This is a genomic window from Enterobacter cloacae complex sp. EB5 (assembly GCF_031432835.1).
Lineage (GTDB): Bacteria > Pseudomonadota > Gammaproteobacteria > Enterobacterales > Enterobacteriaceae > Enterobacter > Enterobacter hormaechei_C.
Map to the genome: position 1 here is coordinate 108,075 of NZ_CP133860.1, position 16,399 is coordinate 124,473.

Annotated in this window: 16 protein-coding genes; 7 read left to right on the plus strand and 9 right to left on the minus strand. The window is 57.7% G+C overall.

All coding sequences use genetic code 11. The features are described 5' to 3' along the window. Positions 1 to 42 precede the first annotated feature (42 nt). The 7 genes from aroH (at position 43) to RHN82_RS00605 (ending at position 7,189) form a co-directional block, all read left to right on the plus strand. Positions 43 to 1,089: a 3-deoxy-7-phosphoheptulonate synthase AroH gene (gene aroH, locus RHN82_RS00575; protein ID WP_045336613.1), complete on the plus strand. Its 1,047-nt coding sequence runs from the start codon at positions 43 to 45 to the stop codon at positions 1,087 to 1,089. 209 nt (positions 1,090 to 1,298) lie between these two features. Then, positions 1,299 to 1,487 (plus strand): hemin uptake protein HemP, encoded by a 189-nt coding sequence (hemP, locus tag RHN82_RS00580; RefSeq protein WP_047051460.1) that lies wholly within the window; start codon positions 1,299 to 1,301, stop codon positions 1,485 to 1,487. A 76-nt stretch (positions 1,488 to 1,563) separates the two neighbouring features. Further along, on the plus strand, positions 1,564 to 3,546 hold the full coding sequence (locus RHN82_RS00585) for a TonB-dependent hemoglobin/transferrin/lactoferrin family receptor (RefSeq protein ID WP_047051461.1): 1,983 nt from the start codon (positions 1,564 to 1,566) through the stop codon (positions 3,544 to 3,546). Between the two features lie 35 nt (positions 3,547 to 3,581). After that, entirely contained in the window at positions 3,582 to 4,610 is a 1,029-nt protein-coding gene (gene chuS / locus RHN82_RS00590) for a hematinate-forming heme oxygenase ChuS (RefSeq protein WP_047051525.1), read from the plus strand. Next, positions 4,607 to 5,425, plus strand: a complete 819-nt coding sequence (locus RHN82_RS00595; RefSeq protein WP_047051462.1) for a hemin ABC transporter substrate-binding protein — start codon at positions 4,607 to 4,609, stop codon at positions 5,423 to 5,425. The genes chuS and RHN82_RS00595 overlap by 4 nt, the downstream gene beginning before the upstream one ends. Next, on the plus strand, positions 5,425 to 6,417 hold the full coding sequence (locus tag RHN82_RS00600) for an iron ABC transporter permease (protein WP_047051463.1): 993 nt from the start codon (positions 5,425 to 5,427) through the stop codon (positions 6,415 to 6,417). Before RHN82_RS00595 ends, RHN82_RS00600 begins: the two co-directional genes overlap by 1 nt. Continuing rightward, positions 6,410 to 7,189 (plus strand): heme ABC transporter ATP-binding protein, encoded by a 780-nt coding sequence (locus RHN82_RS00605; RefSeq protein ID WP_047051464.1) that lies wholly within the window; start codon positions 6,410 to 6,412, stop codon positions 7,187 to 7,189. Before RHN82_RS00600 ends, RHN82_RS00605 begins: the two co-directional genes overlap by 8 nt. Here the strand turns inward: RHN82_RS00605 and selO are convergent. The 9 genes from selO to pheS form a co-directional block, all read right to left on the minus strand. Further along, positions 7,186 to 8,628, minus strand: coding sequence for a protein adenylyltransferase SelO (selO, locus tag RHN82_RS00610; RefSeq protein ID WP_047051465.1), 1,443 nt, complete (start codon positions 8,626 to 8,628; stop codon positions 7,186 to 7,188). The genes RHN82_RS00605 and selO overlap by 4 nt on opposite strands. Positions 8,629 to 8,689: 61 nt before the next feature. Further along, positions 8,690 to 9,403, minus strand: coding sequence for an EAL domain-containing protein (locus RHN82_RS00615; RefSeq protein WP_017384651.1), 714 nt, complete (start codon positions 9,401 to 9,403; stop codon positions 8,690 to 8,692). Between the two features lie 292 nt (positions 9,404 to 9,695). Continuing rightward, entirely contained in the window at positions 9,696 to 10,160 is a 465-nt protein-coding gene (locus tag RHN82_RS00620) for an NlpC/P60 family protein (protein ID WP_015570730.1), read from the minus strand. A gap of 72 nt (positions 10,161 to 10,232) precedes the next feature. After that, complete coding sequence (gene btuD / locus RHN82_RS00625; RefSeq protein WP_047051466.1) at positions 10,233 to 10,988, minus strand: vitamin B12 ABC transporter ATP-binding protein BtuD; 756 nt, start codon at positions 10,986 to 10,988, stop codon at positions 10,233 to 10,235. Next, positions 10,988 to 11,539: a glutathione peroxidase gene (locus tag RHN82_RS00630; protein WP_017384653.1), complete on the minus strand. Its 552-nt coding sequence runs from the start codon at positions 11,537 to 11,539 to the stop codon at positions 10,988 to 10,990. The genes btuD and RHN82_RS00630 overlap by 1 nt, the downstream gene beginning before the upstream one ends. A gap of 33 nt (positions 11,540 to 11,572) precedes the next feature. Further along, on the minus strand, positions 11,573 to 12,553 hold the full coding sequence (gene btuC / locus RHN82_RS00635; protein ID WP_047051468.1) for a vitamin B12 ABC transporter permease BtuC: 981 nt from the start codon (positions 12,551 to 12,553) through the stop codon (positions 11,573 to 11,575). Between the two features lie 103 nt (positions 12,554 to 12,656). Continuing rightward, positions 12,657 to 12,956, minus strand: a complete 300-nt coding sequence (gene ihfA, locus RHN82_RS00640; RefSeq protein WP_013097001.1) for an integration host factor subunit alpha — start codon at positions 12,954 to 12,956, stop codon at positions 12,657 to 12,659. Positions 12,957 to 12,960: 4 nt separating this feature from the next. Next, entirely contained in the window at positions 12,961 to 15,348 is a 2,388-nt protein-coding gene (gene pheT / locus RHN82_RS00645) for a phenylalanine--tRNA ligase subunit beta (RefSeq protein ID WP_047051469.1), read from the minus strand. Between the two features lie 15 nt (positions 15,349 to 15,363). Further along, entirely contained in the window at positions 15,364 to 16,347 is a 984-nt protein-coding gene (gene pheS / locus RHN82_RS00650; RefSeq protein WP_003857809.1) for a phenylalanine--tRNA ligase subunit alpha, read from the minus strand. Between the last annotated feature and the right edge of the window lie 52 nt (positions 16,348 to 16,399).

Here is a 16,399-nt window from a genome sequence, read left to right on the forward strand (position 1 = left end):
CCGGTAGTCTGCCGATGAAGCAAAAAATTTCTGAGACATTCCATGAACAAAACCGACGAACTGCGCACCGCGCGCATTGATAGCCTGGTCACACCGGCTGAACTGGCCCGGCTGCATCCCGTATCCGCCGAGGTGGCGGACCATGTGACGGCCTCCCGTCGCCGCATCGAAAAAATTCTCAATGGTGAAGACAAACGTCTTCTGGTGGTGATTGGCCCCTGCTCCATCCACGACCTGGACGCGGCAATGGATTATGCACAACGCCTTCAGACGCTGCGCGGCACGTATCAGGATCGCCTGGAGATCGTGATGCGTACCTACTTTGAAAAGCCGCGTACCGTCGTGGGCTGGAAAGGATTGATTTCCGATCCCGATCTGAACGGTAGCTACCGGGTAAATCACGGTATTGCGCTGGCGCGCAAGCTACTGTTACAGGTTAACGAGCTGGGCGTACCGACTGCCACCGAATTTCTGGATATGGTGACCGGACAGTTTATTGCCGACCTCATAAGCTGGGGCGCGATTGGCGCGCGTACCACCGAAAGCCAGATCCACCGTGAAATGGCGTCGGCGCTCTCCTGTCCGGTAGGCTTCAAAAACGGAACGGACGGCAATACCCGAATTGCGGTAGATGCCATCCGCGCGTCACGCGCCAGCCATATGTTCCTCTCCCCGGATAAAAACGGCCAGATGACCATCTACCAGACCAGCGGCAACCCGTTCGGACATATTATTATGCGTGGCGGTAAAAAACCGAATTACCATGCAGAAGATATTGCCGCCGCCTGTGAAACGCTGGCGGAATTTGACCTGCCGGAGCATCTGGTGGTGGATTTCAGCCACGGCAACTGTCAGAAACAGCACCGCCGCCAGCTGGACGTCTGCGAGGAAGTTTGCCAGCAGATCCGCAGCGGCTCGACCGCCATTGCAGGAATTATGGCGGAGAGCTTTATCAAAGAAGGCACGCAGAAGATCGTCGCCGGACAGCAAATGGTCTATGGCCAGTCAATCACCGACCCGTGCCTGAGCTGGGAAGACAGCGAACGGCTGCTGGAGATGCTGGCTTCAGCCGTGGACACGCGCTTTTAAAATCCTGCCGGGTGACGCTGCGCTTACCCGGCCTACGGTACGTGCCCTTCTCCCTCTCCCCTTGGGAGAGGGTCGGGGTGAGGGCATCAGACCGCACCTCTCCCCCAAATTTGATCCCGTTACACAATTTTCACAAAAACGCTTGCCGTGAATTTGCAGTTTATTGATAATGATTATCATTGTTACATTGATTGTTATTTATAAACATTATGTCACCGACCGATAACAGCGCGGCAACGCCAACAAAAACACACACAGCGCCGTCCCCTGCTCCCACCGATCGCCGAATCGACAGCAAAACTCTGTTAGGTGAGGAGGGACGGGTTATTATCGAGCATGACGGCCAGCACTACCTGCTGCGCCAGACCAATGCCGGAAAACTGATCCTGACTAAATAAACCAGACAACACATTCGCCAGCCACCCAGGTGATCCCCAGGCAGCCAGCGCTTTTCAATTCTTATGGAGAGTTGCTATGCCACACCTGCAATCCGCGTCTTTACGCCCGTCTCTTCTGGCGCTGGCGATTGTCAGCACCCTGCCAGGCGTTACGTTTGCCGCCGCAGACGAGATCACCGTCACCGCCACCGGCAATGCCCGCAGCGCCTTTGAAGCCCCCATGATGGTGAGCGTGATTGACGCCACCGCCCCGGAAAACCAGACCGCCAGCTCCGCCGCCGACCTGCTGCGCAAGGTGCCCGGTCTGACGCTGGACGGCACCGGGCGCACCAACGGTCAGGACGTTAACCTCCGGGGCTATGACCGCCGTGGCGTGCTGGTGCTGGTGGATGGCGTGCGCCAGGGCACCGATACCGGACACCTGAACAGCACGTTCCTCGATCCGGCGCTGATCAAACGTATCGAAGTGGTGCGCGGCCCTTCCGCCTTGCTGTACGGCAGCGGCGCGCTGGGCGGCGTGATTTCGTATGACACCGTCGACGCCAGCGATCTTTTGGACGCGGGTAAAAACAGCGGCTATCGCGTATTTGCTACCGGCGCGACGGGCGATCACAGCATCGGGATGGGTGCCAGCGCCTATGGCCGCACCGATACCCTGGACGGTCTGGTCTCCTGGTCCAGCCGCGATCGTGGCGACATTCGCCAGAGTGACGGCGCGAGGGCGCCAAACGACGAATCCATCAACAATATGCTGGCGAAAGGCAGCTGGAAAATCGATCCGGCGCAGACGCTGAGCGGCTCCCTGCGCTACTACAACAACGACGCGCAGGAGCCGAAAAATCCGCAGACCACGGATGCCAGCAGCAGTAACCCGATGACCGATCGTTCCACCATACAGCGCGATGCCCAGCTTGGTTACCGCATTGCGCCAGCCGGAAACGACTGGCTGAACGCCGATGCGAAAATTTACTGGTCCGAAGCGCGGATCAACGCCCAGAACATCGACGCCAGCGGCGAGTTCCGTAAGCAGACCACCAAAGGCGGCAAAGTGGAAAACCGCACCCGCCTGTTCAGCGACTCCTTCGCCTCGCACCTGCTGACCTACGGCGGGGAATACTATCGTCAGGAGCAACACCCTGGCGGCGCGACCACCGGCTTCCCGGACGCGAAAATCGACTTCAGCTCCGGCTGGTTGCAGGATGAGATCACCCTGCGCGACCTGCCGGTAACGCTGCTCGGCGGGACGCGTTACGACAACTACCGCGGCAGCAGCGACGGTTACGACGACGTGGATGCGGATAAGTGGTCATCACGCGCCGGATTAACCGTGAATCCAGCCGACTGGCTGATGCTGTTCGGCTCTTACGCCCAGGCCTTCCGCGCGCCAACGATGGGCGAGATGTATAACGACTCGAAGCACTTCTCTATCGGCAGCGTCTACACCAACTACTGGGTGCCGAACCCGAACCTGCGTCCGGAAACTAACGAAACCCAGGAGTTCGGTTTTGGGCTACGTTTTGACGATCTGCTGCTCGCCAACGACGCGCTGGAGTTCAAAGCCAGCTACTTCGACACCAAAGCGAAAGATTACATCTCCACCACCGTCGATTTTGCGGCGGCCACCACCATGTCCTATAACGTACCCAATGCCAAAATCTGGGGCTGGGACATGATGGCAACCTACGCGACCAGCCTGTTCAACCTCGACGTGGCCTACAACCGCACGCGCGGGAAAGATACCGACACGGGCGAATACATCTCCAGCATCAACCCGGACACCGTCACCAGCAAGCTGGATATCCCGGTGGCGCAAAGCGGCTTCTCCGTGGGCTGGATCGGCACCTTCGTCGAACGTTCAACGCATATCAGCAGCAGCTACAGCGAGCAGCCTGGCTACGCAGTGAATGATTTCTACGTCAGCTATAAAGGCCAGCAGCAGTTCAAAGGCATCACCACCACCCTCGTGCTGGGGAACGCCTTCGACAAAGCCTACTGGTCACCGCAGGGCATCCCGCAGGATGGCCGCAACGGCAAGATCTTCGTCAGTTATCAATGGTAATTCCCTTCGGGGCAACGATTCAGAAGGATAAGATTATGGGTCACTACACACGCTGGCTTGAACTTAAAGAAGAACATCCGGGTAAGTACGCCCGTGATATCGCCGGATTAATGCACATCAGCGAAGCAGAGCTGGCATTTGCGCGGGTTGGACACGACGCCTGGCGGCTGCGCGGTGAAATCCGCGAGATTCTGGCGGCGCTGGAGTCCGTGGGGGAAACCAAATGCATCTGCCGTAACGAATACGCCGTTCACGAACAAATCGGGGCGTTTACTCACCAGCACCTCGGCGGTCATGCCGGGCTGGTGCTGAATCCGCGCGCGCTGGATCTGCGTTTGTTCCTCAACCAGTGGGCGAGCGCGTTTCACATAAGTGAAACGACCTCCCGCGGCGAACGTCAGAGCATACAGTTCTTCGATCATCAGGGCGACGCTTTACTGAAGGTCTACACCACGGATCACACCGACGTTGCCGCCTGGGGCGACGTGCTGACCCGTTTTATCACGGCCGATAACCTCGCTCTGGCGCTGAAGGCTGTCGATGCCCCTGCGCATTCCGACGGTGCTGATGCAGGCTCGGTGGAGAAAGAGTGGCGCGCCATGACCGATGTGCATCAGTTCTTTAGCTTACTGAAGCGCCATAACCTGAGCCGCCAGCAGGCGTTTCGTCTGGTGAGTGACGATCTGGCCTGTCAGGTGGATAACAGCGCGCTGGCACAGCTGCTGGAGACGGCGCGACAGGACGGAAACGAAATCATGATCTTCATCGGCAACCGCGGCTGCGTGCAGATTTTCACCGGCGTGGTGGAAAATCTGACGCCCATGAAAGGCTGGCTGAACATCTTCAACCCAACCTTTACCCTGCATCTGCTGGAGGAGACTATCGCCGAGACGTGGGTAACGCGTAAACCTACGGCGGACGGACACGTTACCAGCCTGGAGCTGTTTGCTGCGGATGGCACTCAGATCGCCCAGCTCTACGGGCAGCGTACCGAAGGCGAGCCTGAGCAGAGCCAGTGGCGCCGCCAGATTGACGCCCTGACGCCAGAAGGGCTGGCCGCATGAAAAACTGGTTCGCCCTGCTCTGCGCCCTGCCGCTGGTCGCCGTCGCCGCGCCGGAGAGAATTGTCGCCCTCGGCGGCGACGTGACGGAGATCGTCTACGCCCTCGGGGCGGAGTCTTCTCTGGTTGCGCGCGACAGTACCAGCCAGTGGCCGCAGGCAACAAACGCGCTGCCTGACGTAGGGTATCTCCGCCAGCTGAATGCGGAGGGAATTTTGTCCGTACGCCCGACGCTGGTGCTGGCAAGCGACCAGGCGCAGCCCTCTCTGGCGCTGAAGCAGGTTGAACAGAGCCACGTCCGGGTGGTTACCGTTCCCGGCACGCCTGACCTGCGCGCGATTGACGAAAAAGTGCGGGTGATAGCTCAGGCGACGCATCATGAGGCGCAAGGGGAAACCCTGCGCAGCTCGCTGCGTCAGTCACTGGCGGCACTGCCCTCAACACCGCTCAACAAGCGGGTGCTGTTTATCCTCAGCCACGGCGGAATGACCGCAATGGCGGCCGGGCAACAGACCGGCGCGGATGCGGCAATACGCGCCGCCGGGTTGCAGAACGCCATGCAGGGCTTTACCCGCTATCAGCCGCTTTCCCAGGAGGGGGTGATGGCCAGCCAGCCGGATCTGGTGGTGATTTCGCAGGACGGCCTTAACGCGCTGGGCGGCGAAGAAAATGTGTGGAAACTGCCCGGTCTGGCGCAAACGCCAGCGGGACGAAGCAAGCAGGTGCTGGCTATTGATGACATGGCCCTGCTGGGCTTCAGCGTCCGCACGCCGAAAGCCATACAACAGCTGCGTGCCAGAGCGGAGCAACTGCCCTGATGTCCCGGCGCATCACGTTATCGTTATGGCTTCTGGCGGGGTCGCTTACCGTCATGACGTTCATGGCTACCGGTTTTGGGGCGTTACGCCTGCCGGTGAACGTGCTGTGGAGCGGTAGCGATGAGACGCTACGCCAGATCTGGCTCACCATCCGTCTGCCCCGCGTGCTGCTGGCGCTGGTGATTGGCGGGTCATTGGCGCTCGCCGGCTGCGTCATGCAGGGGCTGTTCCGCAATCCGCTGGCCGACCCGGGCCTGCTCGGGATCAGCAGCGGTGCGGCGCTGGCCGTCGCCCTGTGGGTGGTGCTCCCGCTCTCGCTGCCCGCGCTGGTGATGCTTTACGCCCCTATGCTGGCGGCATTTCTTGGGGCGCTGGCAGCCACAGGCGTGATCTTCCTGCTCAGCAGGCAGCGTGACCCCTCTCTGTCACGTCTGTTGCTGGTGGGTATCGCCATCAATGCCCTGTGCGGTGCGGCAGTGGGTGTGCTTTCGTGGGTCAGCAATGACGCCCAGCTGCGTCAGCTTTCACTCTGGGGAATGGGAAGTCTTGGTCAGGCACAGTGGTCAACGCTGCTCGCCGTGACCTCGCTGATGGTGCCTGCCGCTCTGGCGATCTGGCGCTGTGCCAGCGCGTTAAATTTACTGCAACTGGGCGAAGAGGAAGCGCATTACCTTGGCGTGGACGTTGCCCTTGTACAGCGAATATTACTGTTATGCAGCGCCCTGCTGGTCGCGGCGGCTGTCGCCGTCAGCGGCGTGATTGGCTTTGTCGGACTCGTGGTGCCGCACCTGATGCGCATGTGGCTGGGCGCCGATCACCGGGCAACCCTCCCCGGCACGGTACTCGCGGGCGCGTTACTGCTGCTGGTGGCGGATACGGTCGCGCGCACCCTGGTCGCTCCGGCAGAAATGCCGGTCGGCCTGCTCACCAGTATCCTTGGTGCCCCCTGGTTCTTATGGCTCATTTTTCGTCGTGGAGAACAGCATGGCTGAACGTTATGCGGCTGAAAATCTTACTTTTACCCGGTCTGGCCGCACGCTGACAGATAACGTTTCGCTGTCACTGTCGCAGGGAGAGCTGGTTACATTGATCGGCCCCAACGGCGCGGGGAAATCCACGCTGCTGCGGCTGCTGACCGGCTACCTGAAACCCGACAGCGGCGGCTGTTCGCTGGCGGGAAAAGCGCTGGATGAATGGCATCCGCAGACGCTGTCCCGCTATCGGGCAGTGATGCGCCAGCAGTCTCAGCCTGGATTTGACTGGCAGGTGGAGGAGATCGTTGGAATGGGGCGTGCGCCCTGGACGCGTCACCCGGAACCGTCGATTGTGCGTGAGGTGTTGGAGCTGACCGGTTGCCTGCCGCTGGCCGGCAGGCGCTGGCATGCCCTCTCGGGGGGCGAGCAGCAGCGCGTCCAGCTCGCCCGCGCGCTGGCGCAGCTGTGGCGTGACGGAACGCCGCGCGGCTGGCTGTTTCTCGACGAACCCACTTCCGCGCTGGATCTCTACCACCAGCAGCATCTGCTACGCCTGTTGAAATCGCTGACCCGTCAGGGCCATCTTCACGCCTGCGTGGTGCTGCACGATCTCAATCTTGCCGCACTATGGTCGGACCGGATCCTGCTGTTACACAACGGCAGGATTGTTTCTCAGGGCATACCGGAGACGGTATTGCAGGCCGACGCGCTGGCCCGCTGGTACGGTGCGCAGGTGCACGTCGGCAAACATCCGGCGCACGCCGCGCCGCAGGTTTTTCTCGCCCCTTAGCTTGAGCAGCTCACTTCCAGCCGCTTGCCCCAGTCCGGCGGGCGGCTGACATAGTCATCCTCCCGGTCGGCAAACGGCGTGCGCAGGGCGATATGCAGCCGATGCAGCTCGGTATAGTCCCCCTGCTCTGCCTGCTCAATGGCCCGCTGCGCCAGCCAGTTGCGCAACACCATCGCCGGGTTAACCGCCTTCATCCGCGCCTGGCGGGTATCGTCATCAATGTGTTCCTGCTGTAAACGCGTCCGGTACGCGGCAAACCAGTCATCAAACGCCTGACGATCGATGAACTCGTCGCGCAGCGGTGACGCGGCGCTCTGCTGCGCGGTCTGGCTCAGCATACGGAAGGTTCGGGTATAGTCGCTGCCTTCCCGCGCCATGATGGCAAACAGCCCATTCAGCAGCGCGTTATCGCCTTTTTCCTGGGTCATCAGCCCCAGCTTGTTGCGCATTAACACACCATATTCCCGCAGCAGGACCTCCTGATAGCTGTCCAGCGCATCGTTCAGGGCATCGACGTCGATAAACGGCGACAGGCTTTGCGCAAGCCGCTGAAGGTTCCACAGCCCCACCGCAGGCTGGTTATCGAAACGGTAACGCCCCTGATAGTCCGAATGGCTACAGATGTAACCCGGCTGATAGTCATCAAGGAAGCCGTACGGACCGTAGTCAAACGTCAGCCCTAACAGGGACATGTTGTCGGTATTCATCACCCCGTGGGCAAAGCCGACGGCCTGCCAGCGGGCAATCATTGCGGCAGTGCGGGCGACAATATCCCGGAACCAGAGAACATAGCGGTCTGGTTCGTTTTGCAGGTGCGGCCAGTGACGGAGAAGGGCGTAATCGGCAAGCTGGCGGACTTTATCCGGCTCGCGGCGATAGTAGAAGTGTTCAAAATGACCGAAACGCAGATGGCTTTCCGCCACGCGGACCAGCATCGCCCCTTGCTCCATCGTTTCGCGGGCCACCGGCGTGTCGCTGGTGGCAATGGACAGCGCGCGTGAGGTGGGGATCCCCAGGGCATGCATCGCCTCGGAAGCCAGACCTTCACGAATGGTTGAACGCAGCACCGCGCGGCCATCCCCCATGCGTGAGTACGGGGTTAGCCCTGCCCCTTTCAGGTGCCAGTCGAGCGTTTCGCCATTCGGCAGAAGCTGTTCACCCAGCAGGATGCCGCGGCCATCGCCGAGCTGTCCCGCCCAGACGCCAAACTGATGTCCGCTGTAGACCTGAGCCAGCGGCTTCATGCCCGGAAGCAGCGTTTCGCCGCCCCAGACGCCGGCGCCTTTTTCTGGCTGAAAAAGCGTCGCAGGGATGCCAAGCGAATCCGCTAATGCATCGTTATGCCAGATAAGGCGCGCGTTTTGTAAAGGCGTTGGCTTAAGCGCGGTGTAAAAGCCGGGTAATTCATCGTGCCAGTGAGCAGTAAAAGACAGGGTCATAAGTCCTCCTGCTTTAAGTGTAGAGGGTTTCCCTGGACGTAAACAAGGGCGAAGAAAGGGGTTATTGCTGAACGAGAGTCGTGACCCGCTCTGCCGGGACGGCAGGCCACAGGCTTCCCTGCATTGCACCAAAATTGAAGGGCAGCACGCGTTGTAAGATGCCGTGATCGTCAATTCCCGAGACCATGACCGACTGACAATGCGGCGCGATCTGCCAAAGAATGGCGCGCATAAAAGGCTCAAACGAGAGTGCCGACACGCGCTGCTGGATAAAGTTTTTATCCAGAATCACCCGTTTGAACAGACCATCATAAACCGGTTTAAGGGACGCAGCCCCTGCACCGAAGTTAGCCAGCACTAAGGGGAAATGGATCGCCATTCTTGCCAGACAGGGATCGTCTTTCCCGTTATTTAAACCTGGATAGTTCTCATTAACAGTAAACTCAAGAAACGGATAACGCTCAAGGATTGAAACAGCGTTCTCATTAGTTAATAAAAACTCAACAATTGCAGGTGTAATATTGATCCATGCAATTAACTGATGCTGAATAAAAAATAGCTTACAGGTATCGAGTAATTGCAGTTTCTCCTGAAACAGCGCTAATTCATCTTCCTGAGAAAGATGTGGGATAACCAGTTCAGTCGGGATCCGTACGTCCGCACCCACGCCAGTAAAGTTAACCAAAATCTCTAAACCTTTAAGCAAACCTGCACTATCACGCGCCGGAAGGAGTAAAAGTTCAGACTGGTAAGCATTATCTAGCGTAATAATCATCGCGCTTGTCCTGCATTAAAGATGAGAGAGAACATCCTGGAGCAATTGCAGGCACAATTCCACTGTCTTGATTTTAATAAGATTAATTTCATTCTTTCCGTATTAATTTTCAGATTTTTCCCTGAATCTAAATTAATTTTATCCTGGTTATTGAATAATAGCCAGTTTTAGATAAAACAGGCACATGCGGACATAAATAATTGGGCAAAAAATTTAACTTTAATCAACCCGCAAGAAAAGCCTGACGTCTATTTTCACCGCCAGGCCCCCGCACTGCATTTTTATGCAGCGGTTAAATACGTCTGGCCTGCCAGAAGTTTTTACGCCAGTAAACATTATCCAGAGAGGAGCGCATCACGCCACGGCTGGTCGAGGCATGAATGAACTGATTATCGGTATCATAGATGCCGACATGAAGGCCGCTTTCACCGGAGCCCGTTTTAAAAAAGACCAGATCGCCGGGCAGGAGTTCGTCTTTATCAATTTCAGTGCCGATTTTCGCCTGCATACGCGTTTCACGCGGAAGCTGGAGGTCAAATTTATCGCGGAAGGTCATCAGCACGAATCCCGAGCAATCCACCCCGCCCCGGCTCATGCCGCCGTAGCGATAAGGGGTGCCGCGCCAGTTGCTGAGCTGATCGTTCAGGCTGGCAATGACCGTAATGGAATCAGAAAGTCGTGGGTTGGGCGGAGGTGCACGATGGCTGCTGCATCCTGCAAGAAAGAGCGCCGCAACAAGGAGAAACCAGAATCGCATTTCAGACGAATCCTCTGCTTTTTTTGTTCTTTCGGTAATTTAGCGTGCATCTATGCGACTGTGCAAGAAAGGTTATTCCTGCGCCGTGGAAATGAGCATCTTGTGGCCTTCAATATCCAGCCTCCGGAACGACATGTGGTAAGCGCTCGCAAGATTGGCGGCCGTCAGCACGCTGTCGCGCGTTCCGCTGGCAATCAGTTTGCCACGCGCCAGCAACCACACCTGATGCGCGTGGCGCAACGTATGGTTTAAATCATGGCTGCTCATCACAATGGCAATCCCCTTGCGACACAGCGCGCTGAGCAGGGTATCCAGCGCTGCCTGTTGGGCAACGTCCAGCCCACTCATCGGCTCGTCCAGCAGCAGCAACCGCCCGTGAGGATTTCCCGCCGGATGGATCTGAAGGATAACGGCGGCCAGACGCACGCGCTGCCACTCGCCGCCGGAAAGCTGATTTGCCTGCCGGGTAAGCTTGTCGTCTAACCCGAGCGCCGCAGCAACCTCGTTAAGCAAGCCCACCTGATTTTTATCAGGCAGATGCAGCGTCAGGTAGTGCCAGACGGGCATCGCAAAGGGCGGAACCTGCTGCTGAACCAGATAGCTTCGACGGGAGGCGAGTGTAGCGGGTAGCCAGTCGACGAGCGATTGCCCGAGAAAGGTAATCTCTCCTTCCCCGGTGGTCAGCCCCGCCATGCGCGCCAGCAGCGTGCTTTTTCCGGCGCCGTTTGGCCCAACCAGGTGAAGGATTTCACCTGCGTTGACTGCGGCAGTCACAGGCTCAAGACGTCCCTTCCCGGCAACGTCCGTGAGCTGCATCAGCAGCGTCATTATTTCGCCAGCGCCAGCTTGATTGATTCCATCACGATAGGATCTTCAGGCGTCATGTCAGGCGAAAAACGCTGCACGACTTCACCGTCACGGCCAATCAGGAATTTTTCGAAGTTCCACAGAATATCGTCCGGATAGAGCGGCGCGCGGCCTTTACTCGCCATACGCTCATAGAAACCACTCTCTTCAGGCGCAACGGCGGTCGGCGCCGCGGCCACCAGTTTGGCATACAGCGGATGACGATTTTCCCCGTTCACGTCAATTTTGCTGAACATCGGGAACGTCACGCCATAGGTTGTGCTGCAAAAGGTCTTAATCTCCTCTTCGCTGCCCGGCTCCTGGCCCAGGAACTGGTTGCACGGGAAGCCGAGTACGGTAAAGCCGTCTTTTTCCCAGGCTTTATGAATGTTTTCCAGCTGTTCATACTGCGGCGTAAGGCCACATTTCGACGCCACGTTAACGATGAGCAGCACCTTGCCCTTGTAGCCTTCCAGCGTGGTTTTCTCGCCGTCAATGGTCGTCACTTCGGTATTCAGAATATCAGACTGCATAGCATTCCCTCAGGTTGACTTACAGGTTGTGTTTTAACGTCCAGCTTTTAATAGTAGCCAGATAAAGACCGGTGCGCCCAGCGTTGCGGTCACCACGCCTATGGGCAACTCAGCGGCCGTCAGGGCGAGCCGGGCGATGATATCGGCAATCAGCAGCGTTGCCGCCCCGGCAACCGCCGAGGCCGGGAGCAGGGTTCGGTGGTCCGTAATGCCGCACAGGCGCAGCATATGCGGGATCACCAGCCCAATAAAGCCAATCGCCCCCGCCAGCGCCACGCTTACGCCCACCATCCAGCCAATGGCGATAACCAGCACGTTGCGCCAGAATCCAATCGGCATCCCGAGCTGGCGAGCAGACGTTTCGCCCAGCGCGAGAATATTAAGCGGCTGCGCCTGAAACGCCGTCCACAGGATGACCGGGATCAGGAGCACCATCAGCCATCCCTGACGCCAGTCGACGCCACCAAATCCTCCCATCATCCAGTACATTAACTGGCGCAGATCGAAGGAGGTAGAAAAGTAGACGGCCCAGGTCATCAGCGCACTACAGATGATCCCCAACGCTACCCCGGCAAGCAGCAGCCGACTGGTGGATAAGTGGCGACGGGCAAAGCGCAGAAGGATAAGGGTGATCAGCAGCGCGCCAAGGATGGCGCTGAGGCTAATCCCCCAGGCGGAGAGCTCGCCTCCCCCCAGCATCACGGCGGCGATAAGCCCGACGCCTGCGCCATTCGACACCCCGAGAAGTCCGGGTTCCGCCAGAGGGTTTTCAAATAATGCCTGCATGATCGTGCCGCACAGCGCCAGGGCAGCGCCGACTAAAAGGACCGCCAGCGTCCGCGGCAGGCGGATCTGCCAGACAAAGAGCTGTCCTTCAGGCGTAAACCAGCTTTCCGGCCCCAGCCACCGATCGCCCGCACACAGGCTGACGGTGGTGGCGACAATCAACAGCACCCCGAGCAGACACAGGCGGCGGAGATCGGAGCGGTGCTGGCGACGGGCAAGATCAAGCATAGACGATAGGTTATCCGGTTGAGATATCATTGATTTTACGGCGGGTTTAGCAAATAGCGCAAAGAAAAAAGGCCGCGTGAGCGGCCTTTTTAGTTAGTTCATATTACTCTGTTTTGGGCGTTGCGTTTTCGACACGGCTTTTTAACTTCTGTCCGGGTCTGAAGGTCACCACGCGGCGGGCTGTAATGGGAATATCTTCCCCCGTCTTCGGGTTACGGCCCGGACGTTGGTTTTTGTCTCGCAAATCAAAATTGCCAAAGCCGGAGAGTTTAACCTGCTCACCATTTTCCAGAGCACGACGGATCTCTTCGAAAAACAGCTCTACCAGCTCTTTGGCATCCCGTTTGCTAAGCCCAAGCTTATCAAACAGATATTCTGACATTTCAGCTTTTGTAAGCGCCATAGGTTCAATCCCTCAATGATGCCTGGAATCGCTCTTTTAATGCCTCTACACATTTGGCGACGGTAGCGGCAATCTCCTCTTCTTCGAGTGTACGGCTGGTATCCTGAAGGATAAGGCTAATAGCGAGGCTCTTGAAACCTTCTGCTACGCCCTTGCCGCGGTACACGTCAAATAAGTTTACGCCAACTACCTGATTTACGCCAACTTTCTTACATTCGGCCAAAATATCTGCTGCGGGCACATTTTCAGCGACCACAACCGCGATATCACGGCGGTTTGCCGGGAAGCGTGAGACGTCCTGCGCCTGAGGAATGACGCGGTCTGCAACCGGGTTCCACTCCAGCTCGAATACGATGGTACGGCCATTCAGATCCAGCTTACGTTCCAGCTCCGGGTGAACAACCCCAATGAAACCAACGCGTTTGCCGTCTAAATAGATCGCCGCACTCTGACCCGGATGCAGGGCAGGAATCGCTTCTGCGCGGAATTCAATTTCGGATAATTTACCGGTCAGATCAAGAATCGCTTCCAGATCGCCCTTCATATCGTAGAAATCAACCGTCCCTTTTGCCAGGTCCCAGTGCTCTTCAAAGCGGTTACCGCTGATGGCGCCGGCCAGCATGAGATCCTGACGGATGCCTAAATTCGCCTGAGTATCCGGTACAAAGCGCAAACCGCTTTCGAAAATACGTACACGGTTTTGCTGACGGTTCTGGTTATAAACGACAGTGCCCAGCAGTCCCGTCCACAGGGACAGACGCATCGCTGACATCTCGCTGGAAATCGGGCTTGGCAGGATCAGCGCTTCCTCACCCGGGTGGATCAGCTGTTGCAGCTTAGGATCAACGAAGCTGTAGGTGATCACTTCCTGGTAGCCTTTGTCGTTCAGCATGGTTTTCACACGCTTCAGAGACAGATCGGCTTCGCGATGGCTGCCCATCACCAGACCCGCCTGCACCGGCTCGTCAGGGATGTTGTTGTAGCCGTAAACGCGGGCCACTTCTTCCACCAGATCTTCTTCGATCCCCATGTCAAAACGCCAGGATGGCGCAACGGCTTTCCACTCGTCCTGACCTTCAGTGACTTCGCAGCCCAGACGCGTCAGAATGTCGGTCACCTGCGCATCGGCAACGTGGTGACCAATCAGGCGATCCAGCTTGCTGCGGCGCAGGGTAATGGTCGCACGCTTCGGCAGCGTCGCTTCGTTGGTCACATCAATTACCGGACCCGCTTCACCGCCGCAAATGGCGATCAGCAGGCGAGTCGCACGCTCCATCGCTTTGTATTGCAGCGCAGGATCCACGCCACGCTCGTAGCGGTGAGAAGCATCAGTGTGCAGACCGTGACGGCGTGCGCGGCCGGTGATGGAGAGCGGGCTGAAGAACGCACATTCCAGCAGGACGTTTTGCGTCTCGTCGTTAACGCCAGAGTGCTCGCCGCCGAAGATCCCGCCCATCGCCAGCGCTTTGTTGTGATCGGCAATCACCAGGGTGTCGGCGTTCAGTTTCGCTTCGCTGCCATCCAGCAGAACCAGGGTTTCGCCCTCTTTCGCCATGCGCACGACGATCCCACCTTCGATACGATCTTTATCAAAGGCGTGCATTGGCTGGCCCAGCTCCAGCAGGACATAGTTGGTGACGTCAACCACGGCGTCGATAGAACGAATACCGCAGCGACGCAGTTTCTCTTTCATCCACAGCGGGGTTGGCGCTTTAACGTTAATACCTTTCACCACACGACCGAGGTAGCGTGGGCAGGCCTCAGGCGCGTCTACCTGAATCGGCAGCACGTCACTGATGGTTGCCTCAACCGGAGCGATCTCCGGCACGTTCAGTTCAGTCTGATTCAGCACGGCCACGTCGCGGGCCACACCGATGATGCCTAAGCAGTCGGCACGGTTTGGCGTTACGCTGATTTCGATGGTGTTGTCATCAAGCTTCAGGTATTCGCGGATATCGGTACCAACTGGCGCATCCTGCGGCAGTTCAATAATGCCGGAGTGATCGTCGGAAATACCCAGTTCGGAGAAGGAGCACAGCATGCCTTCAGACGGCTCACCGCGCAGCTTAGCCGCTTTGATTTTGAAATCACCCGGCAGTACCGCACCAACGGTCGCTACGGCTACTTTCAGGCCCTGACGGCAGTTTGGCGCACCGCAGACGATATCCAGCAGACGGTCACCGCCCACATTGACTTTTGTTACGCGCAGTTTGTCAGCGTTAGGGTGCTGACCGCATTCAACCACTTCGCCCACGACCACGCCGGTGAAGGCGCCAGAAACCGGCTCCACACCGTCAACTTCCAGACCCGCCATGGTGATCTGGTTGGAAAGCGCGTCGCTGTCCAGCGTGGTGTTCACCCATTCGCGTAACCACAGTTCACTGAATTTCATTGTTCTGTCCTGCCCTTATTTAAACTGTTTGAGGAAACGCAGATCGTTTTCGAAGAACGCACGTAAATCGGTTACGCCGTAGCGCAGCATGGTCAGACGCTCCATGCCCATACCGAACGCAAAGCCGGAATACACTTCCGGATCGATACCCACGTTGCGCAGCACGTTTGGATGCACCATGCCGCAGCCCAGCACTTCCAGCCATTTGCCGTTTTTACCCATCACGTCAACTTCCGCAGACGGTTCAGTGAACGGGAAGTAGGACGGACGGAAGCGAACCTGCAAATCTTCCTCAAAGAAGTTGTTCAGGAAATCGTGCAGCGTGCCTTTCAGGTTGGTAAAGCTGATGTTTTTATCAACAATCAGACCTTCCATCTGGTGGAACATTGGGGTGTGGGTCTGATCGTAGTCGTTACGGTATACGCGACCCGGCGCGATGATGCGGATTGGCGGCTCCTGTTCCTTCATGGTGCGGATCTGCACGCCGGAGGTCTGGGTACGCAGCAGACGGGTGGCGTCAAACCAGAAAGTGTCGTGGTCAGCACGTGCCGGATGATGGCCAGGAATGTTCAGGGCATCGAAGTTGTGGTAGTCATCTTCAATTTCCGGGCCAGTCGCCACGGTAAAGCCGAGCTCACCGAAGAAACTTTCAATACGATCGATAGTACGGGTAACCGGATGCAGACCGCCGTTTTCAATACGACGACCCGGCAGAGAAACGTCTATCGTTTCTGCCGCCAGGCGCGCATTCAGGACTGCGCTTTCCAGCTCGGCTTTACGCGCGTTCAGCGCCTGCTGTACCTGCTCTTTGGCTTCGTTAATCACTGCACCGGCTGCCGGGCGCTCCTCTGCTGGCAGTTCACGCAGGGTAGTCATCTGAAGGGTCAAATGCCCTTTCTTGCCCAGATATTCGACGCGGACATTGTCTAACGCGGCAACATCTGAGGCCTGGTTAATGGCGGCCGTTGCACTGGCAACCAGCTCTGCGAGATGTGACATGGTTTTCCTCATTATGTCGGTGCAGACACCGAATTGTTGGACGTATTCTCTT